This is a genomic window from Phycicoccus jejuensis (genome assembly GCF_044797865.1).
GTDB lineage: Bacteria > Actinomycetota > Actinomycetes > Actinomycetales > Dermatophilaceae > Phycicoccus > Phycicoccus jejuensis.
Genome location: NZ_CP085209.1, coordinates 1,228,720 through 1,250,671 on the forward strand (window position 1 = coordinate 1,228,720; position 21,952 = coordinate 1,250,671).

The 21,952-nt window shown below is 74.3% G+C and carries 19 protein-coding genes; 10 read left to right on the forward strand and 9 right to left on the reverse strand.

Going from position 1 to position 21,952, the window contains the following annotated elements; translation table 11 throughout:
* Positions 1-123: 123 nt before the first annotated feature.
* The 5 genes from groL to LG324_RS05910 all read left to right on the forward strand — a co-directional run bounded on the left by groL (position 124) and on the right by LG324_RS05910 (position 7,660).
* The gene (groL, locus tag LG324_RS05890) at positions 124-1,752 is read left to right on the forward strand and encodes a chaperonin GroEL (protein WP_207024248.1); all 1,629 of its coding nucleotides are present in this window, start codon (positions 124-126) and stop codon (positions 1,750-1,752) included.
* A 160-nt stretch (positions 1,753-1,912) separates the two neighbouring features.
* Positions 1,913-3,721: an alkaline phosphatase D family protein gene (locus LG324_RS05895; protein WP_404352470.1), complete on the forward strand. Its 1,809-nt coding sequence runs from the start codon at positions 1,913-1,915 to the stop codon at positions 3,719-3,721.
* On the forward strand, positions 3,718-4,509 hold the full coding sequence (locus LG324_RS05900; RefSeq protein WP_030528627.1) for an ABC transporter ATP-binding protein: 792 nt from the start codon (positions 3,718-3,720) through the stop codon (positions 4,507-4,509). The genes LG324_RS05895 and LG324_RS05900 overlap by 4 nt, the downstream gene beginning before the upstream one ends.
* Before the next feature lies 1 nt (position 4,510).
* Positions 4,511-7,072, forward strand: a complete 2,562-nt coding sequence (locus LG324_RS05905) for an ABC transporter permease (protein WP_404352472.1) — start codon at positions 4,511-4,513, stop codon at positions 7,070-7,072.
* Positions 7,073-7,141: 69 nt separating this feature from the next.
* Positions 7,142-7,660, forward strand: coding sequence for a GNAT family N-acetyltransferase (locus tag LG324_RS05910; RefSeq protein ID WP_404352474.1), 519 nt, complete (start codon positions 7,142-7,144; stop codon positions 7,658-7,660).
* 3 nt (positions 7,661-7,663) lie between these two features.
* On the opposite strand, the gene LG324_RS05915 is transcribed toward LG324_RS05910, so the two are convergent.
* Positions 7,664-7,954, reverse strand: a complete 291-nt coding sequence (locus tag LG324_RS05915; protein ID WP_404352475.1) for a WXG100 family type VII secretion target — start codon at positions 7,952-7,954, stop codon at positions 7,664-7,666.
* 329 nt (positions 7,955-8,283) lie between these two features.
* Between LG324_RS05915 and LG324_RS05920 the strand changes: the two genes are divergently transcribed.
* Entirely contained in the window at positions 8,284-9,057 is a 774-nt protein-coding gene (locus tag LG324_RS05920; RefSeq protein WP_404352477.1) for a DUF4031 domain-containing protein, read from the forward strand.
* Here LG324_RS05920 and LG324_RS05925 read toward each other — a convergent pair.
* From LG324_RS05925 to LG324_RS05950, 6 genes are all read right to left on the reverse strand, one after another.
* The gene (locus tag LG324_RS05925; protein WP_211251004.1) at positions 9,038-9,694 is read right to left on the reverse strand and encodes a metal-dependent phosphohydrolase; all 657 of its coding nucleotides are present in this window, start codon (positions 9,692-9,694) and stop codon (positions 9,038-9,040) included. The two genes, LG324_RS05920 and LG324_RS05925, sit on opposite strands and share 20 nt — an antisense overlap.
* Positions 9,695-9,725: 31 nt before the next feature.
* Positions 9,726-11,699 (reverse strand): hypothetical protein, encoded by a 1,974-nt coding sequence (locus LG324_RS05930; RefSeq protein WP_404352478.1) that lies wholly within the window; start codon positions 11,697-11,699, stop codon positions 9,726-9,728.
* Positions 11,700-11,781: 82 nt separating this feature from the next.
* Positions 11,782-13,188, reverse strand: coding sequence for a S1C family serine protease (locus tag LG324_RS05935; protein ID WP_404352479.1), 1,407 nt, complete (start codon positions 13,186-13,188; stop codon positions 11,782-11,784).
* Between the two features lie 65 nt (positions 13,189-13,253).
* Positions 13,254-14,699 carry a sensor histidine kinase gene (locus tag LG324_RS05940; RefSeq protein WP_404352481.1) on the reverse strand — a complete coding sequence of 482 codons (1,446 nt, stop codon included), beginning with the start codon at positions 14,697-14,699 and terminating at the stop codon, positions 13,254-13,256.
* A complete protein-coding gene (locus LG324_RS05945) occupies positions 14,699-15,412 on the reverse strand; it encodes a response regulator transcription factor (protein ID WP_207024231.1) in 714 nt (237 codons plus the stop codon). The genes LG324_RS05940 and LG324_RS05945 overlap by 1 nt, the downstream gene beginning before the upstream one ends.
* Before the next feature lie 73 nt (positions 15,413-15,485).
* Positions 15,486-16,220 (reverse strand): hypothetical protein, encoded by a 735-nt coding sequence (locus tag LG324_RS05950; protein WP_404352483.1) that lies wholly within the window; start codon positions 16,218-16,220, stop codon positions 15,486-15,488.
* 107 nt (positions 16,221-16,327) lie between these two features.
* On the opposite strand from LG324_RS05950, the gene LG324_RS05955 reads away from it, so the two are divergent.
* Positions 16,328-17,266 carry a hydroxymethylglutaryl-CoA lyase gene (locus LG324_RS05955; protein WP_404352485.1) on the forward strand — a complete coding sequence of 313 codons (939 nt, stop codon included), beginning with the start codon at positions 16,328-16,330 and terminating at the stop codon, positions 17,264-17,266.
* 16 nt (positions 17,267-17,282) lie between these two features.
* On the opposite strand, the gene LG324_RS05960 is transcribed toward LG324_RS05955, so the two are convergent.
* On the reverse strand, positions 17,283-18,566 hold the full coding sequence (locus LG324_RS05960) for an MFS transporter (protein WP_404352486.1): 1,284 nt from the start codon (positions 18,564-18,566) through the stop codon (positions 17,283-17,285).
* A gap of 368 nt (positions 18,567-18,934) precedes the next feature.
* On the opposite strand from LG324_RS05960, the gene LG324_RS05965 reads away from it, so the two are divergent.
* Both LG324_RS05965 and LG324_RS05970 read left to right on the forward strand, forming a co-directional pair.
* Positions 18,935-19,333, forward strand: a complete 399-nt coding sequence (locus LG324_RS05965; protein ID WP_404352487.1) for a cold-shock protein — start codon at positions 18,935-18,937, stop codon at positions 19,331-19,333.
* A complete protein-coding gene (locus LG324_RS05970; RefSeq protein ID WP_404352488.1) occupies positions 19,333-20,079 on the forward strand; it encodes a DUF3027 domain-containing protein in 747 nt (248 codons plus the stop codon). Before LG324_RS05965 ends, LG324_RS05970 begins: the two co-directional genes overlap by 1 nt.
* Before the next feature lie 27 nt (positions 20,080-20,106).
* On the opposite strand, the gene LG324_RS05975 is transcribed toward LG324_RS05970, so the two are convergent.
* Entirely contained in the window at positions 20,107-20,370 is a 264-nt protein-coding gene (locus LG324_RS05975; RefSeq protein ID WP_404352489.1) for a DUF2530 domain-containing protein, read from the reverse strand.
* Positions 20,371-20,443: 73 nt separating this feature from the next.
* On the opposite strand from LG324_RS05975, the gene LG324_RS05980 reads away from it, so the two are divergent.
* On the forward strand, positions 20,444-21,940 hold the full coding sequence (locus tag LG324_RS05980) for an NCS2 family permease (RefSeq protein WP_404352490.1): 1,497 nt from the start codon (positions 20,444-20,446) through the stop codon (positions 21,938-21,940).
* The last annotated feature ends 12 nt before the right edge of the window (positions 21,941-21,952 follow it).

Consider the following 21,952-nt stretch of genomic DNA (forward strand, 5'->3'; position numbering starts at 1 on the left):
TGACAGAACAGACCGGTCCGGTGAGGGCAGGTGCGCCGACGGTGACGTGAGCCGCGGCCCCGGCCCGTCCGTCGCGGGCACCGCCCGGTCCCACCATCGATTCGCGTGGGAGGAACCACCCGAATGGCCAAGATCATCGCTTTCGACGAGGAGGCACGCCGCGGTCTCGAGCGAGGCATGAACACCCTCGCCGACGCCGTCAAGGTGACCCTCGGTCCGAAGGGCCGCAACGTCGTCCTGGAGAAGAAGTGGGGCGCCCCCACGATCACCAACGACGGTGTCTCGATCGCCAAGGAGATCGAGCTCGACGACCCGTACGAGAAGATCGGCGCCGAGCTGGTCAAGGAGGTCGCGAAGAAGACCGACGACGTCGCCGGTGACGGCACGACGACGGCCACCGTCCTCGCCCAGGCGCTCGTCCGCGAGGGCCTGCGCAACGTCGCCGCCGGGGCCAACCCGATGGCACTCAAGCGCGGCATCGAGAAGGCCGTCCGCGCCGTCTCCGACGAGCTGCTCGCCAACGCCAAGGACGTCGAGACCAAGGAGCAGATCGCTGCCACGGCCTCGATCTCCGCTGCTGACCCCCAGATCGGCGAGATGATCGCCGAGGCCATGGACAAGGTCGGCAAGGAGGGTGTCATCACCGTCGAGGAGAGCAACACCTTCGGCCTCGAGCTCGAGCTCACCGAGGGCATGCGCTTCGACAAGGGCTACATCAGCCACTACTTCGTCACCGACACCGAGCGCATGGAGGCCGTGCTCGAGGACCCGTACGTCCTCATCGCGAACTCCAAGATCGGCTCGATCAAGGACCTGCTGCCCCTCCTCGAGAAGGTCATGCAGTCCGGCAAGCCGCTCCTCGTCATCTCCGAGGACGTCGACGGCGAGGCCTTGAGCACGCTCGTGGTCAACAAGATCCGCGGCACCTTCAAGTCCGTCGCCGTCAAGGCCCCGGGCTTCGGCGACCGCCGCAAGGCCATGCTCGGCGACATCGCCATCCTCACCGGTGGCCAGGTCATCTCCGAGGAGGTCGGCCTCAAGCTCGACACCGCGGACCTCTCGCTCCTCGGCCGCGCCCGCAAGGTCGTCGTCACCAAGGACGAGACGACGATCGTCGAGGGTGCCGGTGACAACGACCAGATCCAGGGTCGTGTCAACCAGATCCGCGCCGAGATCGAGAAGACCGACTCGGACTACGACCGCGAGAAGCTCCAGGAGCGCCTCGCCAAGCTCGCCGGCGGCGTCGCCGTCATCAAGGCGGGCGCGGCCACCGAGGTCGAGCTCAAGGAGCGCAAGCACCGCATCGAGGACGCCGTCCGCAACGCGAAGGCCGCCGTCGAGGAGGGCATCGTCGCCGGTGGTGGCGTCGCCCTCATCCAGGCCGGGGCCAAGGCGTTCGCGTCCCTCGACCTCCAGGGTGACGAGGCCACCGGGGCGAACATCGTCAAGGTCGCCATCGAGGCGCCGCTCAAGCAGATCGCGATCAACGCCGGTCTCGAGGGCGGGGTCGTCGCGGAGAAGGTCAGCAACCTCGAGTCGGGCTGGGGCCTGAACGCCGCCACCGGTGAGTACGTCGACCTCGTGTCGGCGGGCGTCATCGACCCGGCGAAGGTCACCCGCTCGGCGCTGCAGAACGCGGCGTCCATCGCGGCGCTGTTCCTCACGACCGAGGCCGTCATCGCCGACAAGCCCGAGAAGGCCGCTCCGGCCATGCCGGGCGGCGGCGACGACATGGGCGGCATGGGCTTCTGAGTCCCTGACGCACCACGGGTCACGACCGACGGGCGGTCCTCCTCCGGGAGGGCCGCCCGTCGGCGTCCCACCCTCCCCGGGCCCGCGTCAGGGGTGGACGGGGGTCGGCCGGGGTGCTCACCCACAGCCGACGCCCAGCCTCGGACGGCAGGATGAGGCCATGAGCCACCCCGAGCCCGGTGAGGCCCACCCCCTCGTCCTCGGCCCGCTGCTCCGCCACGTCGACGACGTCTCCGCGACCATCTGGGTCCGCACCGCCGCGGCCGCCACGGTCACCGTCGTGCGCGACGGTCGCCGCTGGAGCGCGCCCACCTTCCGCGTCCACGGGTCGCACTACGCACTCGTCGTCTGCGACGGCCTCGAGCCCGGCACCGACGACCCGTACGAGCTGCTCGTCGACGACGAGCGCGTCTGGCCCCTCGACGGCGCACCGCCGAGCCGCATCCGCACCCTCGACCCCGCCCGGATGCCGCACTTCGCCTTCGGCTCCTGTCGCACGACGGGCACGCACGACGACGAGGGTGTGCGGCGCCACGGCGTCGACGCCCTGCGCAGCCTCGCGGTGACGCTGCGCGACGTGCCGGAGGCCGGCTGGCCCGACCTGCTCGTCCTCCTCGGCGACCAGGTGTACGCCGACACGACGCCCCACCCCGAGCTCGAGGCGTTCATGCGCGCGCGGCGCAGCCTCGACGAGCCGCCGTTCGAGGAGATCAAGGACTACGCGGAGTACGACGAGCTCTACCGGATCACGTGGGTCGAGCCGGTCATCCGCTGGCTGCTCTCGACCGTGCCGTCGGCGATGATCTTCGACGACCACGACATCCGCGACGACTGGAACACCTCGTGGTCCTGGCGCCGCGAGATGCGGGCGACGACGTGGTGGCAGGAGCGGATCGTCTCGGGCCTCGCCTCGTACTGGGTGCACCAGCACATCGGCAACCTCTCGCCGGCCGAGCTCGCGCAGGAGGAGGCGTTCCGGCTTGTCCTCAAGCACGCCGCCGACCACGCGGCGCGCGGCTCCAGCGCCGTCGAGGACGAGCTCGACCTCACGGCGACGCTCGACGCGCTGGCCGCCCGGGCCGACGCCGAGCCCGAGACCTACCGCTGGAGCCACGTGCGGGAGCTCGGCGACTGCCTGCTCGTCGTCCTCGACTCCCGCGCCGCCCGCCACCTCGAGCCCGACCGTCGCTCGATGCTCGACGCGACCGAGACGCGGTGGCTCGACGCGACGCTGCGCGGCGGGTACCGGCACGTCTTCGTCGGCACGTCCCTGCCCTTCCTCCTGCCGCCCGGCCTGCACGACTTCGAGGCCATCGACGAGGCGGTGGCGCAGGGCGCGTACGGGCGCCGGGCGGCGCACGCGGCCGAACGCGTGCGCCGGGTCGTCGACCTCGAGCACTGGGCCGCGTTCAACTCCGGCTTCGACGAGGTCTTCGAGATGGTGATGGACCTCGCGCGCGGCCACCGCGGGCCGGCCCCCGAGACCGTCACCTTCCTCTCGGGCGACGTCCACAACTCCTACCTCGCCGAGGTCACCGACGCCGCCGGCCACGGTGCGCGCTCGCGCATCGTCCAGGCGGTGTGCTCGCCGATCCGCAACCCGATGCCGCGCGGGGTGCGTGTCGTCATCTCGATGCTCACCCGCTCCCTCGTGCGGCCGATGCGCCTGCTCGCGTCGGCCTCGCGGCGCGTGCCCGACCCCGCGTACCCGTGGACGGTCACCGAGGGGCCGTGGTTCGACAACAACGTCGCCCTGTGCCGGGTGCTGCCGGACGGGCTGGACCTCACGTGGGTCACCGGGATGGTCCGGGGCGCCGACCACGACCACCCCTGGCTGCGCGAGGTCTGGTCGGTGCACCTCGACGCCCCGGGGGCCGTGACGTCGCGGCCCACCGACGACGGCCTCTCGGACCACCGCGCGGTCCCCGCGGCAGCGGTCTCCGCCGCGTCGCCTAGCGTGGGCCCATGAGCGTCGCCGAGTCCCAGCCCGGCCCGGCCGGCGCGTCCGCCGCCCCGCCGGCCCGTCCGCCCGCCGCCCGCGTCGAGAACCTCTCGAAGGTCTACGGTTCGGGCGACACCCGCGTCGTCGCGCTCGACGACGTGACGCTCGACCTCCACGCCGGCGAGTTCACCGCGATCATGGGTCGCTCCGGCTCGGGCAAGTCGACGCTGATGCACTGTGCCGCAGGCCTGGACGCGGCGACCTCGGGGCACGTGTACCTCGGCGACGTCGACCTCACGACCCTCAAGGAGCGCCGCCTCACCGAGCTGCGGCGCGACCGCATCGGGTTCGTGTTCCAGGCGTTCAACCTCGTCCCGACGCTCACGGCGGAGGAGAACATCGTCCTGCCGCTCGCCATCGCCGGGCGCAAGCCGGACCAGGCGTGGTTCGACGAGGTCGTCGACACGGTCGGGCTGCGCACCCGCCTCGGGCACCGGCCCGGCGAGCTGTCCGGCGGGCAGCAGCAGCGGGTCGCGTGCGCCCGGGCGCTCGTCGGCCGTCCCGACGTCGTCTTCGCCGACGAGCCGACCGGCAACCTCGACTCCGCCTCCGGCGCCGAGGTGCTCGGCTTCCTGCGCCGCTCGGTCGACACCCACGGGCAGACCGTCGTCATGGTCACGCACGACCCCGGCGCCGCGAGCTGGACCGACCGCGTCGTCTTCCTCGCGGACGGCCACGTCGTCGGCGAGCTGCGGGAGCCGACGCCCGAGGCGGTCCTCGACCGGATGGCGCGACTGGCCGAGTCGGAGGCCTGAGGTGCTGCGCGCGACGCTGCGCGGCATCCTCGCGCACAAGGTGCGGCTGCTGCTCAGCGGTGTCGCGGTCGTGCTCGGGGTGGCCTTCGTCGCCGGCTCGTACGTCTTCACCGACACCCTCGACCGCGCGTTCACGGGGCTGACGAGCGGTGCGGTCGGTGACGTCATCGTCCGTCCCGGCAGCGCCGACGAGTCCGGCGGCGGGGGCGGCCCGCTCGGCGCCGCTGCGGTCCGCACCGTGCCCGAGGACCTCGTGACCACGCTCGCGGGGGTGCCCGGTGCCGCCCGGGCGGACGGGCGGGTCACGACCTTCGGGACGTTCGTCGTCGACCGGCAGGGCAAGCTCGTCGGCGGCGGCGGGCCGCCGGGGATCGGTGTCTCGTACAGCTCCGGCCCGGCGGCCAACGGGACGCCGTCGGCCACCCTCGTCAGCGGTCGCTTCCCGGCCGCGTCCGGCGAGATCGTGCTCGACGCGACGTCCGCGCAGCGCTCCGGCTGGCGCATCGGCGACACCGTCCCTCTGCTCACCGCGGGGGCGCAGCCGCGCATCGAGGCGACCCTCGTCGGCACCGCCGAGTTCGGCGGCAGCTCGCTCGTCGGGGCGAGCGTCGTGATGTTCGACGCGCGGCAGGCGCAGCAGCTCTTCCTCGACGGCGGCACCGGCTGGTCGACCGTCTGGGTGACGGCCGCCGCCGGCACCACGCAGGACCAGCTGCTGCGCTCGGTGCAGGCCGTGCTGCCCGAGGGGTTCCGCGCCGACACCGGCGACGCCACCTCGGCGCGCGCCGCGACGCGCATCGACGAGGCGCTCTCGTTCGTCACGACCTTCCTGCTCGTCTTCGCCGGGGTCGCCCTCACCGTCGGGGCGTTCCTCATCGTCAACACGTTCTCGATTCTCGTCGCGCAGCGCAGCCGCGAGCTCGCGCTGCTGCGGGCCATCGGCGCCAGCCGCCGGCAGGTGGCGCGCTCGGTGCTCGTCGAGGCCGGCATCGTCGGGTTCGTCGGCTCGGCGCTCGGCGTCGGGCTCGGCGTCCTGCTCGCCATCGGCATCCGGGCGGTGTTCGGGCGGGTGGGGCTCGACCTCGGGTCGACGCCGCTCGTGCTCGAGGTCCGCACGGTGCTCGTCGCGCTGGCCGTCGGCGTGCTCGTCACCGTCGTGTCGGCGTACCTGCCGGCTCGGCGTGCGGGGCGGGTGCCGCCGGTCGCGGCGATGCGCGACGACGCCGTACTCGCCGAGGGCGGCCTGCGCTGGCGGGTCGCCGTCGGCGCGCTGCTCCTCCTCGCCGGCGTGGTCGGCATCGTCGGGGGTCTCCTCGGGTGGGGCAGCGAACCGACCTACGTCCTCGGCGTCGGCACCTTCGGGGTGCTCGTCGGGACGGCGCTGCTCAGCCCGGTGCTCGGCCGGCCCGTGCTCGGCGTCCTCGAGGCCTTGTACCGCCGGGCCTTCGGGGCCGTCGGGCGGATGGCCGCGCAGAACGCGCGCCGCAACCCCCGACGCACCGGGGCCACGGCGTCCGCCCTGATGATCGGCGTCTCGCTCGTCACGCTCATGTCGGTGCTCGGCGCCTCGGCGAAGGCCAGCCTCGACAAGTCGCTCGCCGAGGACATCGTCGCCGACTACGTCGTCTCGAGCGTCGTCGGCCAGGGCTTCTCGGCCGCCATCACCGACGCGGTCGAGAAGGTGCCGGGGGTCGAGGAGGTCGTCCGGGTGCGCGGGGCGCGGCTCGAGGTCGCCGGGGACCGCGAGTTCGCGACCGGCGTCGACCCGGCCGGGGTCGTGCGCGTGGCCCGCCCCGACGTGACGGCCGGATCGCTCGAGGCCCTGCGCGACGGCGACGTCGCGCTCTCGACGAGCCAGGCCGCAGACCTGGGCCTGACGGTGGGCGACGCGGTGACGACGAGCTTCGCGGGCGCGAAGGTCGAGGGTCGCGTGGTCGCGACCTACGAGCCGGACGCCGTGCTGCAGTCCGACGTCACCCTCACGCTCGGCACCTTCGACGAGCTCGGGGTTCCGCCGACCGACCGGACGGCCTTCGTCGTCGCGCAGCCCGGGACCGACCGGCCGGCCCTCAAGAAAGCGCTCGACGCCACCGTGGCCGACCTGCCGCTCGTGGGCGTCGCCGACCAGGCAGAGTTCGCGGCCGAGCAGCGCAAGCCCATCGACCAGCTGCTCTTCATCGTCTACGCCCTGCTCGGGCTCGCCGTCGTCATCGCGGTGCTCGGCATCGTCAACACGCTCGCGCTCTCGGTCGTCGAGCGCGTGCGCGAGATCGGGCTGCTGCGCGCGGTCGGCCTCAGCCGTCGCCAGCTGCGCACGATGCTGCGCCTGGAGTCGGTGGCCATCGCCGTCCTCGGGGCGGTGCTCGGGGTCGTGCTGGGCCTGGTCTTCGCGGTCGCGCTGCAGCGCTCCCTCGCCGACGACGGCATCGACGTGCTGTCGGTCCCGTGGTTGCAGCTCGTCGGCTTCGTCGCGCTCGCCGCCGTCGTGGGTGTCCTCGCCGCCGTCTGGCCCGGCCGCCGCGCCGCCCGCCTCGACGTCCTGCGGGCGATCGCGACCGAGTGACCCGGCCGGTCGACGGGCCGGTGACGCCGCCCGCCCGCGGCGGCCGGGCCCGCGGGTAGCGTCACCGTCGTGGACGAACCCACGAAGCTGCCCCACCGACTCGCGCTGCGCGACGACGTCGTGACCCTCGAGCGGGCCCGCGTCGCCGACGTGCCCTCGGTCGTCGCGCTGCTGCGGGACGACGCCATCGGCGCGGGCCGGGAGGCGCCCGCGGACGCCGCCGGTGACGAACACCTCGCCCCCTACCGCGAGGCCTTCGCCGCCGTCGACGCCGACCCGAACCAGCTGCTCGTCGTCGCCCGGGACCCCGACGGCGAGGTCGTCGGCACGCTGCAGCTGACCCTGCTCCACGGGCTCTCTCGGGGCGGGGCGACCCGGCTGCAGGTCGAGGCCGTCCGGGTCGCGTCCGCCCGCCGCGGGTCCGGCCTCGGACGCGCGCTGATCACCTGGGCGGCCGCCTTCGGTCGCGCCCGCGGGGCGGTGCTCGCGCAGCTGACGACCGACCTCCGGCGCGAGGACGCCCGCCGCTTCTACGAGGACCTCGGCTGGGTGCACTCCCACGCCGGGCTCAAGCTCGACCTGCGCTGAGGGTCACGAGAACATCCGCACCGCCTGGGCCTCGACCTCGGCGTACTGGGCGCCGGCGGCGCCGAGCACCCGCCCGATCGAGTCGAGCGACTCGCGGACCTGCTGCTGGGTGCCGCGCCACTGCTCGACGACCCCCTGGAACTGGGTCGACGCGCTGCCGGTCCACGCGTCCTGGAGGCCGACGAGCCGGGCGGTCATCGCGGCGACCTGCCCCTCGACCTCGGCGGAGATGCGGGCGACGTCGCCGGCGGCGGCGGTGATGCGGTCGGTGTCGACCTGGAACTGTGCGGACACGAGGACCCCCTCGGGCTGGTGGGCGACCCGGTGGCCACCCGTTGCCTGCACGCTAGGTCGGCCGGCCGACCCGGCCGCGGAGTTTTCCACAGGCCTGCCACCGGGCGGCGCCCCGCACCGGGTCCGGGCCGGGCGCGTGTGGGTCGGGGCGGGTGGTGGTCGGGCGCTCATCGCGTCGCCGCGGCTCGAGACCCCGGTTCGTCCACGAGACCCCGGCTCGGAGGTCGTGTCTCGTGGACATTTCGGGGTGACCCCGAAAAGGTGAGGCAGGAGGGGACGGGGGTGTCGGGAGGGGACACGGCGTCGGGGCCGGGGCCTACGATCGGCGGGTGGCCGTCCTCATCGATCCTCCGCGGGTCGAGGCGCACGGCCGGCGCTGGTCGCACCTCGTGAGCGACACGAGCCTCGCGGAGCTGCACGCCTTCGCCCGCCGGGTCGGCATCCCCGCCCGCGGGTTCGAGGGCGACCACTACGACGTCCCCGAGGAGCGCTACGCGGCCGTCGTGGCGGCCGGCGCCGAGCCGACCGACGCCCGCGAGCTGCTCCGCCGCCTCGTGGCGAGCGGGCTGCGGATGCAGAAGCGGCGCGGCGACAAGGGCGTGGCTCGCGTCACCGGCGTGCGCCTGCCCGGGGTCGTCGTCGACGTCGACCTCATCCGCTCTCCACGCGACGCGACCCCGGACCGGGTCTTCGCGGCTCTCGTCCTCGTCCACGACGCCGCGGGCGACCTCGCGGTCGTGCGGTCGGTGTGGAGGGACGAGTGGGGTGCGCCGGGTGGTGGGCGCGAAGCCGGGGAGTCGGTGCGCGAGAACGCGGTCCGCGAGGTGCACGAGGAGACCGGGCTGTTCCTCGACCCTGCGGCGCTGCGACCGGTCGGCTACGAGCGCTTCCGTGCCGTCGAGGGGGAGGGGCCGTGGACGCGTGGCACCGACCTGCTCCAGCTCTTCGAGACGCACCTGGCGTCCGTCCGGCCGGCGCTGTCGTCGGCGCACGACGACACCTCCGACCGCCGCTGGGTGACGAAGCCCGAGCTGCAGTCGCTCTGCGGCACGACCTTCTGGTGGCCGCTCGTCGACGCGGTGCTCAGCCGGCCAGCCGGGTGAGCTCGCGCGCGAGGTTCTCGCGCGCCACGGGCTCCCACTCGCGCCGGGCGTGGGCCGACCGGTACACGTGTGGCCGCACGAGGAAGGGCCGCAGCACGGCGGAGCGGGCGGTCGCGTACTCGGCCGCCGGCACGTGCGCGTACTCCTCGCGCACCTGACGGCAGTACTCGTCGAACCGCGCTGTGGGAGAGGCGAGGATCCACAGGTCGGCGTCGTGCAGGGTGACTCGCGCGACGTCCGGCTCGGCGTCCTCGACCTCGTGGTCGAGCGTGTCGAGGACGAGGGTGACGACGCGCTCCACGAGGTCCGGGGCGCAGCCCAGGGCGGACAGCTCACGAGCGGCGAGGTCCGCGCTCCGGCGCTCGTCGTCGCCCCCGCCCCGGCCCTCGTACACCGCGTCGTGGAACCACGCGGCGAGCGCGACGGCGGACCGGTCGGCGCGGCGGGTGCGCCCCCGTCGTGCGAGGAGGTCGGCGGCGGCGAGGACCTCGGCGAGGTGCGCGAGGTCGTGGTAGCGGCGATGGGGCTCGCTCCAACGGCCCAGGAGGTCGGCACCGAGGCGGTCGACGGCGGCGCGGTCCGCGCCGGGGACGGCGTCGGCGCAGTCGGCAACCCACCGTCGCTGCAGCCCGCTCACCAGCCCACTCTGGCAGACCGGCCCGCGTCGGTCACGCGTCCCCGGTGCTCGTCCGCGGGCGGGCGCGCTCCCAGGCGCGGGCGTAGCGGCTGCCCGTGGCCAGCAGCAGGAGCCCGGTGGCGATGAAGGCCACCGACCGGACGACGCCGTCGAGGGCGGCGAGGTCGAAGAGGAAGAGCTTCGCGACGGCGACGGCGCTGAGCAGCAGGCCGCTGCGCAGGTCGAGGTCGGACTCGGACGGGTGCTCGAGCGAGTGCAGCAGCAGACCGGCGGCGGCCGTCATCCAGACGACGGTCGCGACGGCGTGCCCGGCGGTGAAGCCCGTCGCTCCGGCGCCGAGGCGCACCCCGGCCAGCGTCCCGATGCTCACGAGCGCCGTGGCGGTGGCGACCAGCCCGACCGCCCAGGCGAGGACGGCGGCGAGCCGGCGGACCGGCTCGGCGACACCACGCACGGCGCAGGCGGCCCACCACGCGAGGACGGCCACGGCTGCGGCGAGGACGCTCGCCACGAAGGCCGAGGCGAGGTCGTGGTCGGTGGCCAGGCGGACGGTCGTCACCGCGAGCGCGTCCGGCAGCCAGGCGAGGACCCCCAGCGCTCCCACGCCGGCGCCGAGGCCGAGGGCGATCCGCGAGCGGGTGGCCCCGGCGACGGCGAGGTGGGCCAGGGCGAGGACGAGCAGGCCGCTGCGCACGAAGCCGTCGGGGACGCCGGAGAGGACGGCCAGCACCGCACTGACGCTGCCCGCGGTGGCGGTCGTCACGAGCAGGTGCGAGGCGACCCGGCCGAGGGGCGCCCGGCCGAGGGCGGTCGCCGCGAGCAGCAGCACCGCCCCGACCGCGCCGTGGACGAGGGCGCGCGGGGTCGACGACAGGGCGGCCGCGGCGGCGAGGGCACCCGTCGCGACGATCGCCAGTGCGGCGCTCGAGGCGATGTCGTCGGCGTCCCGGCGCACCGAGAGCGCGGAGGTGACGACGGTGGCGGCGAGCACGACCAGCCCGACGGCGACGAGGGGCGCCGCACCCGGCCGGCCGGCGGTGGCGGCCGCCCCGGCGAGCAGCGCCAGGGTGACGGGGACGACCCGGACGAGTGTGAGCCACGGCGTCGTGCGGCCGTACCCCGCCCACCACCCGACGGCGGCGAGCACCGCGAGGACGGCCGCGAGGACCCAGTCGGCGCGGCCGGCGACGGCCGGCGCGAAGAGGCCGCCACCGCCGACGAGGAGGACGGCGAGCAGCTCGCTGCCCCAGCGGCGCGCGACGAGCGACCCGAGCGCGCTCACCGCGAGGCAGAGCACGACGCCGACGGAGGCCGGGAGCCATCCGTAGAGCGCGGTGACGGCGACGACGTCGAGGTAGGCCACCGCGGCACCGGTGGCGACGAGCGCCACGGGGGCGCTCCCCGCGGGAGAACCCCGGTCGCGGTCGCGCGCCCCTCCGCGCACGCCGAGACCACCGAGCAGTCCTGCGAGGAGCGCGCCCGCGGAGACCCGGGCGCCGGGGCCGAACCAGCCGTGACGGACGGCCAGGACGAGGAGCATCGCGACCCCGGAGAGCGTGACGACGGCGCCGGAGACCGCGAGCACGCGGGTCACGGCACCCTCGCGCCGGTACCAGGGCCCGCCCGGCACGGGCGGGGGACCGACGACGGGCGGCCCGGCGGGCGGCGCCTGCGTCGACGAACGTGGCACCGGGCCGGACGGCGTCGACCCTGCAGACGACGCCGTCCGGCCCGGTGCTCCGGCCACCGCCGGGACGGGGACTCCCTGGTGTCCCGTCCCGGCGGCGTGGTGCGGGAGGCCGCCCTGCGCGGCTCCCGCGACCCCGCCCTGCGCGGGGCCTCCCGACCGGACGGCGGCCGACGCCGTGCGGGGGGTGGTCGTGACGACCGGCTGCTGCTCGAGCTCGTGGCGGAGCCGGGCGAGACCGTTGCCGACGACGTACATCCGTTGCATCGCGTCGGCGAACTCGACCTCGAGGCGTGCCACGTCGTCCCGGTGCGTCATGCCCCCAAGACTCCCGGCGGACCCCGTCGGGGCGCCTGAGCACCGGTACTCAGCCGGTCCCGGCGCCCCGACGGGTCGTCGGTCAGCCCTGGCTGCTCGCGGCCGCGGCGAGCGTCGCGCGGACCTCCGAGCTCTTGCCGTCGCGCAGGACGGTCAGCGTGACGGTGCTGCCGACGGACTGCTCGCGCACGTAGCCGATGAGCGACTCCGCGCCGTCGACCGGGTCACCGTTGACGGCGACGATGACGTCGCCCTGGCGCAGGCCGGCCTTCTCGGCGGGGGTGCCGGACTCGACCTTGGTCACCTCGGCGCCCGAGCGGGTGGCCGAGCCGTCCGAGGCGGTGCCGTCCTGCGGGTAGACCCCGAGGTAGGCGTGCTGCGCCTTGCCGGTGTCGATGAGCTGCTTGGCGATCGACTGCACCTCGGTGGCCGGGATGGCGAAGCCGATGCCGATGCTGCCCGACTGCCCGCCGGAGGACTGGCCGAGCGAGGCGATCGAGGAGTTGATGCCCACGAGCCGGCCCGACGCGTCGACGAGGGCGCCGCCGCTGTTGCCGGGGTTGATCGCGGCTGAGGTCTGGATCGCGTTGGTGACGACCGGCTCCGCCTGCGTCTGCTGCTGCTGGAAGCCGCCGTTGAAGGGGTTCTGCTGCTGCTGGGGCTCCTCGGCCTGCGTGCTGACCGGTCGGTTGAGCGCGCTGACGATGCCCGTCGTCACCGTGCCGGCGAGGCCGAGGGGGTTGCCGACGGCCATGACCGGGTCACCGACCGCGAGCGCCTCGGAGTCGCCCATCGAGATCGGCGTGAGGTCGTCGGGGGCGTTGTCGATGGTGATGACCGCGAGGTCGGTGGAGGGGTCGGTGCCGCGCACCTGGGCCGAGAACGTGCGGCCGTCGGCGAGGGTCACCTGCAGCTTCTGCGCGCCGGCGACGACGTGGTTGTTCGTCACGACGTGCGCGTCGCCGTCGAAGATGACGCCCGAGCCCTGCGCCTCGCCGTTCGCGAGCTGCGCGGTGATGGCGACGACGCTCGGCGAGACCGCCTTGGCGGTCGCGGCCCAGTTCGGCGCGGACGCGTCGGCCTGCTGCACCGGCGCGGTGTCCGTGCCGCGACCCGACTGGGAGGTGGACACCGTCGACGTCGTCGAGGTGTCGTCCATCAGCCGGGTCGCGGCCAGGGTGCCGCCGGAGGACAGGACGGCGGCAAGCACCGCGACGCCGACGATCTCGGCGCCACGGCGACGACCGGACCCGCGGGAGGGGACGCCCGAGGGTCCGGCACCCCCGGCCGGCCCGAACGGCCCCGACGGAGGGGGAGGGGCCATCGGACCGGTCGGGGTGCTCTGGGGGTACCCGGTGGGGACCGGGGTGGCCGGCGAGCCCTCGCCCGTCGGCTGCGTCGCGGTGGTGGTCCCACCGTGCGGGGTGTACCACTGCGGGGCGGTCCACGGGCCGGGGTTCTCCGGGGTGCGGGGCTGCTGGTCGTTCATCGCCGACGGGTCTCCTTCTGTTCGACTGGTCCCCACTCAACGCCCCCGAGGTGGGCGTGCGCTGGTCAGTGGCTGGGAGTCCGCTGTGCGAACCGGACCACGAAGGTCGCGCCGCCGCCGGGCGTCTCGGCGACGCCCACCCGGCCGTGGTGGCTCGCGACGATGGCGGCGACGATGGCCAGGCCGAGGCCGGTGCCGCCCCCGCCGGTGCGCCCGCGCGAGGGGTCGGCGCGGTAGAAGCGCTCGAAGACCTTCGTCGAGATATCCGGTGGCACGCCGTGCCCGTGGTCGCGGACCTCGAGGCTCGGCACGCCGTCGTTCAGGCCCACGGCGACCTCGACGGGCGTGCCCTCGGGTGTGTGCCGCAGGGCGTTCGCGACGAGGTTGGTGACGACCTGGCGCAGCCGAGGCTCGGAGCCGCGGACGACGCAGGGCTCCACCCCGCCCTCGAAGCCGACGAGCTGGATGCGCCGCTCGGGTGCCCGGGCGCGCGCGTCCGCGACCGTGTCGGCGGCGAGGACCGTGAGGTCGACGTCGGTGTGCTCGACCTCGGGCTCCTCGTCGAGGCGCGCGAGGGTCAGCAGGTCCTCGACGAGCGCGCTCATCCGGCCGGACTCGGCCTCGATGCGCTCCATCGCCGACCCGACGGCCTCGGGGTCGCGCACGGCGCCCTGCCGGTACAGCTGTGCGTAGCCGCCGACGGTCGCGAGCGGGGTGCGCAGCTCGTGCGAGGCGTCGGCGACGAACTGGCGCATCCGCTCCTCGCTGGCCTCGCGGACGGCGAAGGAGGTCTCGACCTGCGCGAGCATCGCGTTGAGGCTGCGGGCCAGCGAGGTGACCTCGTCGTCGGCCTGCCGGACGGGGATGCGCTGGGTGAGGTCCCCCTCGGCGATGGCGGCCGCCGTGTCCTCGATCCGGCGCAGCGGCCGGAAGGCGCGACGCACCGCGAAGTGCCCGAGCACGAGCGAGAGCACGAGGGCGAGGGTGCCGAGGAGGGCGGTGGAGACCAGGAGGCGGGTCACGGTGTGCGACACCGGTTCCAGCGGCACCCCGACCGCCACGACCGCGTTGCTCCCGCTGACCTGGGCGGCGATGAAGCGCCACGTCATCCGGTCGTTCTTCGAGCCGACGGTGAACGGGGTCTGGGTGCGGACACGGGGGTCGGACACGGAGAGCGAGGGCAGGAGCGGCTCGGCGTACCTGCCCACCGGCGGGCGGACCGCCGTGAAGGTCGGCGTCTGGATCGCGAAGGCGTAGCTCGTGGGCAGCGCGTCGTCGGGGCGGCTCTGGAGGTCCGAGATCGCCTGGGTCGCGACCGGGCTGAGGACGCTGCGCAGCTCGGTGTCGACACGGGCGTCGAGGTCGCTCTTCAGCAGGTAGGCCGTCACCATGCTCGTGAGGATGAGCGCCGCGCCGACGAGGACGCCGACGATGAGCAGGAGGCGGGTGCGCAGCGGCACCGCCTCCAGCCGGCCGACGACACGCGACACCGGCCGGGCGAGCGAGGCCATCAGGTCTGCGGGGGCAGCCGCAGGACGTACCCGACGCCGCGCTTGGTGTGGATGAGCGGCGGGGCACCCTCGACGTCGATCTTGCGCCGGAGGTAGGAGATGTAGGACTCGACGATGCCGGACTCGCCCCGGAAGTCGTAGTCCCACACGTGGTCGAGGATCTGCGCCTTCGAGAGCACCCGGTTCGGGTTGAGCATGAGGTAGCGCAGCAGCTTGAACTCGGTCGGGCTGGTCTCGATGACGCGAGTGCCGCGCCGGACCTCGTGGCTGTCCTCGTCGAGCTCGAGGTCCTCGAAGCGCAGGACCGGGCGGTCCTCGTCGACGTCACCCCGGGTGCGGCGCAGCACCGCCCGGATGCGCGCGACGACCTCCTCGAGGCTGAAGGGTTTCGTGACGTAGTCGTCGCCGCCGACGGTCAGGCCCTTGATCTTGTCGTCGACCGAGTCACGCGCGGTGACGAAGACGATGGGGAGGCGCCGGCCCTGGTCGCGCAGCCGACGGGTGACGGTGAAGCCGTCCATGTCGGGGAGCATGACGTCGAGGACGCAGAGGTCGGGCTGGTGGTCGTCGGCGACCTTGAGGGCCTCCGAGCCGCTCGCGGCGGTGGCGACGTCGAAGCCGGCGTACCGCAACGAGGTGGCGAGGAGCTCGCGGATGTTCGGCTCGTCCTCGACGACGAGGAGCCGGGCCTCGGGGGGCTGCGTGGCTGTCACGTCTCCCAGTCTCGACCCCGAGTCTGTGAGTCCGCTGGACGTCGGCTGGGCAGGAGCGGCGAGCCGCGGCGCCTCAGGTGCCCGTGAACGCCCCGTTCGTGCCCGCGAGGACGACGATCCCGACGATCGCGAGGACCCCGAGGCCGATCGCGACGCCGAAGGAGATCCAGCCCCAGCGGGACATCTTCCGGGAGCTCTCGGGGTCGGAGGACTGCTTGGTCAGGCCGATGATGCCGAAGACGAGCGCGGGGACGAACACGATGCCGACGCAGAACCCGATGGTGATGACGGTCGTCAGGCCGGAGACGATGGTCAGGACGAGGGCGCTCGTGTTGTTGCGCGGTGCGGCGTAGGGGGAGCCGGGCCCGTAGGCGGGGGCGCTGCCGTACGGCGCGGCGGGGCCGTAGGGGGCGGACTGGCCAGACGGCGCGGACTGGCCGTACGACGGGACGGAGGCACCCGGGGCGGGCGGCGGCGGGTAGGCCCCGGACGCCGACGGGGCGCCGTAGGGGTCGACGGGCGGGGCCGGCGGCGCGCCGTACGGGTTCTGCGCCGGGGTGGCGTGGGGGTCCGTCGCCGGCGGGGCGTCCTGCGGCGGCGCGCCGTAGGCGGGCAGGTCGTAGGACGGCGTCGAGTAGGTGGGCTGCTCGTAGGACGGCGGGGCCGGCGGCGCCGGCGGGGTGAAGGGGCGCGTGGCCTCCGGGCCGACGACCTGCGTGTCGTCCGGGCCGGGGGCGGGCGACGGCTCGGTGGAGTCGGGGAGCGGCGGGGGCGCGGTCGGGTCGCGGTGGTCGTCGCTGCTGCTCACGGTGCTGGGGTCCCCTCGGGTCGGCGCGGCCGCGGGTCGGCCACCGCGCACGAGGATAGGGGGCGGGCGGCGTCGCCCGTGACGGTCCGGCGTGTCAGGATCGAGGCGTGAGCCGTGCACTGCCGCAGGTCGAGCCGGACCCCTCCCTCCCGGAACGGGTCACCGTCTACGAGGTCGGGCCCCGGGACGGGCTGCAGAACGAGTCGGCCGTCGTGCCGGCCGCCGCCAAGTCCGAGTTCGTGCGCCGCCTCCTCGCCGCGGGCCTGACGACCGTCGAGACGACCTCTTTCGTCGACCCGCGGTGGGTGCCGCAGCTCGCCGACGCCGAGGAGGTCCTCGGGCTGCTCGGGGACGAGGGGCGTGGGGCACGCCGGCCGGTGCTCGTCCCCAACGTCCGGGGCCTGGACCGGGCGCTGGCCGCCGGGGTCGGCGCCGTCGCGATCTTCGGCAGCGCGACCGAGACCTTCGCCCGCAAGAACCTCAACCGCTCGCTCGAGGAGTCGGTCGCGATGTTCGCGCCCGTCGTCGAGCGGGCCCGGGCCGAGGGCCTGTGGGTGCGCGCCTACGTGTCGATGTGCTTCGGCGACCCGTGGGAGGGGCCGGTGCCGGTGGCGCAGGTCGTCGACGCCTGCCGACGCCTCATGGACCTCGGCTGCGACCAGCTGTCGGTCGGCGACACCATCGGGGTGGGCACGGTCGGTCACGTGCACCGGCTGCTCGAGGGGCTCGACGCGGCCGGCATCGGGCCGGAGCGCACCGGGGTGCACTTCCACGACACCTACGGGCAGGCGCTCGCGAACACGCTGGCCGCGCTGCGTGACGGCGTCACCGTCGTCGACGCCTCGACCGGCGGCCTGGGTGGCTGCCCCTACGCGAAGTCGGCGACGGGCAACCTCGCGACCGAGGACCTCGTGTGGACCCTCGAGGGCGCCGGCGTCGAGACGGGCATCGACCTCGACGCGCTCGTTGAGACCTCGGCCTGGATGGCCGGGGTGCTCGGGCGCCCCTCGCCCTCGCGCGTCGTCAAGGCGCTGACCGGCGGCTGAGCCGTCGCCCTGCGCCTCAGCGCTGCCGGACCCCGTTGACCTCCGGGGAGATCTGCCGCTCGAGGGCCAGGGCCAGGGCCGCGACGAGCGCGAGGCAGACGAGGAGGACGGCGACGAACACCCCGGCGAGCCGGCGGTCGAGCAGCCAGCCGGCGACCACCGGCGCGGTGATGGCGCCGACCTGGAAGGCCATCCCCGACACCGCGTTGTAGCGGCCGCGGTCGTGGTCGCTCGCGAGGTCGTTGACGATGGCGGGCACGGTCGGCTGCAGGAGCGTCTCGCCGAGCCCGAAGAAGACGTGGAAGACGATGACGCCCGCGGCCGCCGCGAGCGTGCCGGCGACGAGGCCGGTGGCGCCGAGCAGTGCCCAGGCCAGTGCCCAGAGGACGACGAGGCCGAGGAAGACGCGGGTGCGGCGGCGGCCGTCGATGCGGCGCAGGACGAGGAACTGCATGAGCACGATGACGGCGGTGTTGGCCGCGAACGCGAACCCGATCGTGCGGGTCGAGACCTCGCTGACCTGCCGGGCGAAGGCGGGGAAGCCGGCCTCCATCTGCCCGTAGCCGACGAAGCTGGAGAGGAAGGTCAGCGCGGTGAGCCAGAGGACGGCCGGGCGGCGCAGGATGGCCAGGTAGCCGGTGCCGCCCTCGCCCTCGGCCGCGGGGACCGGCCGGCCGGCCACCGCGCGCAGCGGGCCGAGCAGCAGCGCGACGGGGACGAGGACGCAGACGGCGTCGACGACGAAGATCGCGCTGAAGGTGCCGGGGCGCGAGACGTCGGCGAGGAAGCCGCTGACGACCCCGCCGATGCCGATGCCGAGGTTGACCAGCGCGAAGTTGATGCCGAAGTACTGCGTACGCAGGCGGCCCTCGACGATGCTCGCGATCATCGCGTTGAAGGCCGGCCAGCCGACACCGAAGCTGATGCCGAGGAGCACGACGGCGACGGTGAGGCCGGTGACCGTGGTCGCGAAGGCCATGACGAGGGCGCCGAGCACCTGCGCGAGCAGCCCCGCGATGACGACCGGGCGGGCGCCGAGCCGGTCGGTGATGACGCCGACGGGCGCCGTGACGACGACGGCCACGCCGGCGATGAGCCCCATGAGCAGGCCGGTGACCGACAGGGGGACGCCGCGGACCTCGTGCATGTAGATGGCGGTGAACGGCAGCGTCATCCCGCGCCCGAGCGTGGAGATGGCGGTCGTCGACAGCAGCCAGCGCCCGGCCGGGGGCAGCGCCGCCCAGAACCCGCGCACGGTCAGGTGCGCGTCGTCGGTGGCGGGGGAGGCGGTCTCGGGCACCGGGACACGCTCCCACGGCCCGCCGACACCCCGCGACCGGGTTCTTCCCGCCCCGCGCGCCCCACCCCGGCCCGTCACGTGCGTCACCTGCGTATCGGGTCACCCGATACGGGCGCGCTCCACCCGGGAACGGTTGTCGGGGGAGGCGCAGCGTTGTCGGGTGACCCGATACGGGCGCGCTCCACCCGGGAACGGTTGTCGGGGGAGGCGCAGCGGTATCGGGTCACCCGATACGCGTGGGACTCGAGGTGGGGGTGGGGTGGGCGGGCGCGAGAACCCGGCAGCGCGGTGTCGGCCCCAGCGGTTAGCCTTGGTCGTGGTGCCCGCTCCCGGGCGCCCCGCGTGACGACCGATGGATGAGGTGGACCGTGCCGACTGGCAAGGTGAAGTTCTTCGACGCCGAGAAGGGCTTCGGATTCGTGTCCGGCGACGCCGGCGAGGGGGACGTGTTCGTCCCGGCGTCCGCCCTGCCCGCCGACGTCCAGGGCCTCAAGGGCGGTCAGCGCATCGAGTTCAGCATCGCCGAGGGTCGCCGCGGCGCCCAGGCGATGGCCGTGCGCGTCCTCGACCCCGCCCCGTCGGTCGCGATCAACCGTCGCGTCCGCGACCGCAAGCCGGCCGACGAGATGGTCGTCATCGTCGAGGACGTCATCAAGCTCCTCGACAACGTCTCGGAGTCGCTGCGCCGCGGGCACTACCCCGACAAGCAGCACGGCAACAAGGTCGCCCAGGTCCTGCGGGCCGTCGCCGGCGACCTCGAGCTCTGATGGCGCCCGCCACCGCGGTCCGGCCGGACGCCACCCTCCGGGACGCCGTCGACGTCGCCCGCGAGGCGCTGACCGGCGTCGCCGAGCCGGGCACCGTCGGCGACCACCTCGGGATGGAGATGGTCGACGAGCGCCTCGGGACGCACTACTTCGCCTGCGACGCCGCCGCCTACCGCGGCTGGCGCTGGGCGGTGTCGGTCGCGCGCGTCGCCCGCTCCAAGACCGTCACCGTCTGCGAGACCGACCTCGTCCCGGGCGAGGGCGCGCTGCTCAGCCCCGAGTGGCTGCCCTACGCCTCGCGCCTCGCGCCCGGTGACCTCGGCCCCGGCGACGTCACCCCGTACGTCGACGCCGACCCGCACCTCGAGGCCGGCTGGGAGGCCACCGGCGACGAGGACGTCGACGCCGCCGCGCAGTGGGAGCTCGGCCTCGGCCGGGTCCGCGTGCTCTCGGCCGAGGGCCGCGAGGTCGCCGCCCAGCGCTGGTACGACGGCGACAACGGCCCCGCCGCGCCGGTCGCGGTCAAGGCGCCGATGCCCTGCTCGTCGTGCGGCTACTTCCTGCCGATGGCCGGTGCGCTGCGCACGGTCTTCGGGGTGTGCGCCAACGAGTGGTCGCCCTCCGACGGCAAGGTCGTCAGCCTCGACCACGGCTGCGGGGCGCACTCCGAGGCCGACGTCGAGGCCCCGCCCGCCGAGCGGGTGCCCGCGCCGATCCTCGACGACAACGCGCTCGACGTCAGCTGACGTCGCGCCACGACGCCGCCGGCCGCCTCAGGCGCCGGCGGCGTTGCCGCGCCCGCGGCGGACGTACCACCACGCGAACGCGCCGAGCGCGAGGCCGGTGACGCAGGCCCACGGCCACCACGAGCGCTCGCCGGTGTGCAGCGCCGGGACGAGCAGGGTGACGACGAGGGCGACCGCCCACACGCCGGAGCCCATGAGCACGAGCGTGCGGGTCGGGACGTCCGGCGGGTCGACCGGGGCGGAGCGCCCGAGGAGGGCGGGGTCCGGGGCGCGCGTGGGCTCGTCGGTCACGGCGCCAGCGTAGCGATCTCGCCGTCACACCCCCGAAACCCGCGGCGCTCCCGGCGCCACTAGCCTGCTCGCCATGGCCGAGACCACGACCACCGCCGACGCGGGCCCCACGCACCCGGGCTTCCTCGAGCGGTTCTTCCACATCCACCAGCGCGGCTCCACCGTGGGCCGTGAGGTCCGCGGTGGCGTCGCCACCTTCTTCACGATGGCGTACATCGTCGTCCTCAACCCGCTGATCCTCGGCTACGTCCAGGACGCAGACGGCAAGTTCCTCGGTGGCGGCGACGCCCCGAACCTCGCCGCCATCGCGGCGGGCACCGCCCTCGTCGCGGGCGTGCTGACCATCCTCATGGGTGTCGTCGCGAACTTCCCGCTCGCGCTGGCCACCGGCCTCGGCCTCAACGCCTTCGTGGCCTACGCGATCGCGAGCAAGATGACCTGGGCCGACGCGATGGGCCTCGTGGTCCTCGAGGGCATCGTCATCCTCGTCCTCGTGCTCACGGGGTTCCGGCAGGCGGTCTTCCACGCCGTGCCGGCCCAGCTGAAGACCGCGATCTCGGTGGGCATCGGCCTGTTCATCGCGCTCATCGGCCTCGTCGACGCGGGCTTCGTGCGGCGCACGGGGGCGGGCACGGTGCCGGTCGAGCTCGGCGTCGGCGGGCAGCTCGCCGGCTGGCCGACCCTCGTCTTCGCCCTGGGCGTGGTCCTCATCGTCGCCCTGTGGGTGCGCAAGGTCCGCGGCGCGATCATCATCTCGATCATCGCGATGACCGTCGTGGCCTTCGTCGTCGAGGCGATCGCCAAGGTCGGGCCGACCGTCGTCGGGCAGAACGCGGACGGGACGAACAAGATCAACCCGCTCGGCTGGAACCTCAACGTGCCGGCGTGGCCGGACGTCGTCGACCCGATCAACTTCGGCACGCTGGGCGAGTTCAACCTGCTGGGGTCCTTCGAGCGCGTCGGCGTCGTCGCGGCCGTGCTGCTCGTCTTCACCCTCATGCTCGCCGACTTCTTCGACACGATGGGCACGATGACGGCCATCGGTGCCGAGGCCGGCCTGCTCGACGAGGAGGGCAACCCGCCGGCCACCCAGCGCATCCTCGTCGTCGACTCCGTCGCGGCCGCGGCGGGTGGTGCCGCGGGCGTCTCGTCGAACACCTCGTACATCGAGTCGGCGTCCGGTGTCGGCGAGGGCGCGCGTACCGGTCTGGCGTCGGTCGTCACGGGCGTGCTGTTCCTCGTCGCGGTCGTCTTCGCCCCGCTCGTCAAGATCATCCCCAACGAGGCCGCCGTCCCGGCGCTCGTCCTCGTCGGCTTCCTCATGATGCAGCAGGTCAAGGAGATCGCCTGGGACGACGTCGAGATCGCCATCCCGGCCTTCCTGACGATCATCCTCATGCCGTTCACCTACTCGATCACCGCGGGCATCGGTGCGGGTTTCGTCGTCTACGTCCTCATCAAGGTCGTGCGCGGCAAGGTCCGCCAGGTCCACCCGATGATGTGGCTGACGGCCCTGCTCTTCGTCGTCTACTTCTTCATCGAGCCGATCACCGAGGTCGTCGCCGGCTGACCCCGAGCCGCC

Coding starts and splice junctions, on each gene's coding strand:
- groL (WP_207024248.1), top strand. CDS start 124: ATGGCCAAGATCATCGCTTTCGACGAGGAGGCACGCCGCGGTCTCGAG.
- LG324_RS05895 (WP_404352470.1), top strand. CDS start 1,913: ATGAGCCACCCCGAGCCCGGTGAGGCCCACCCCCTCGTCCTCGGCCCG.
- LG324_RS05900 (WP_030528627.1), top strand. CDS start 3,718: ATGAGCGTCGCCGAGTCCCAGCCCGGCCCGGCCGGCGCGTCCGCCGCC.
- LG324_RS05930 (WP_404352478.1), bottom strand. CDS start 11,699: ATGACGCACCGGGACGACGTGGCACGCCTCGAGGTCGAGTTCGCCGAC.
- LG324_RS05935 (WP_404352479.1), bottom strand. CDS start 13,188: ATGAACGACCAGCAGCCCCGCACCCCGGAGAACCCCGGCCCGTGGACC.
- LG324_RS05940 (WP_404352481.1), bottom strand. CDS start 14,699: ATGGCCTCGCTCGCCCGGCCGGTGTCGCGTGTCGTCGGCCGGCTGGAG.
- LG324_RS05970 (WP_404352488.1), top strand. CDS start 19,333: ATGGCGCCCGCCACCGCGGTCCGGCCGGACGCCACCCTCCGGGACGCC.
- LG324_RS05980 (WP_404352490.1), top strand. CDS start 20,444: ATGGCCGAGACCACGACCACCGCCGACGCGGGCCCCACGCACCCGGGC.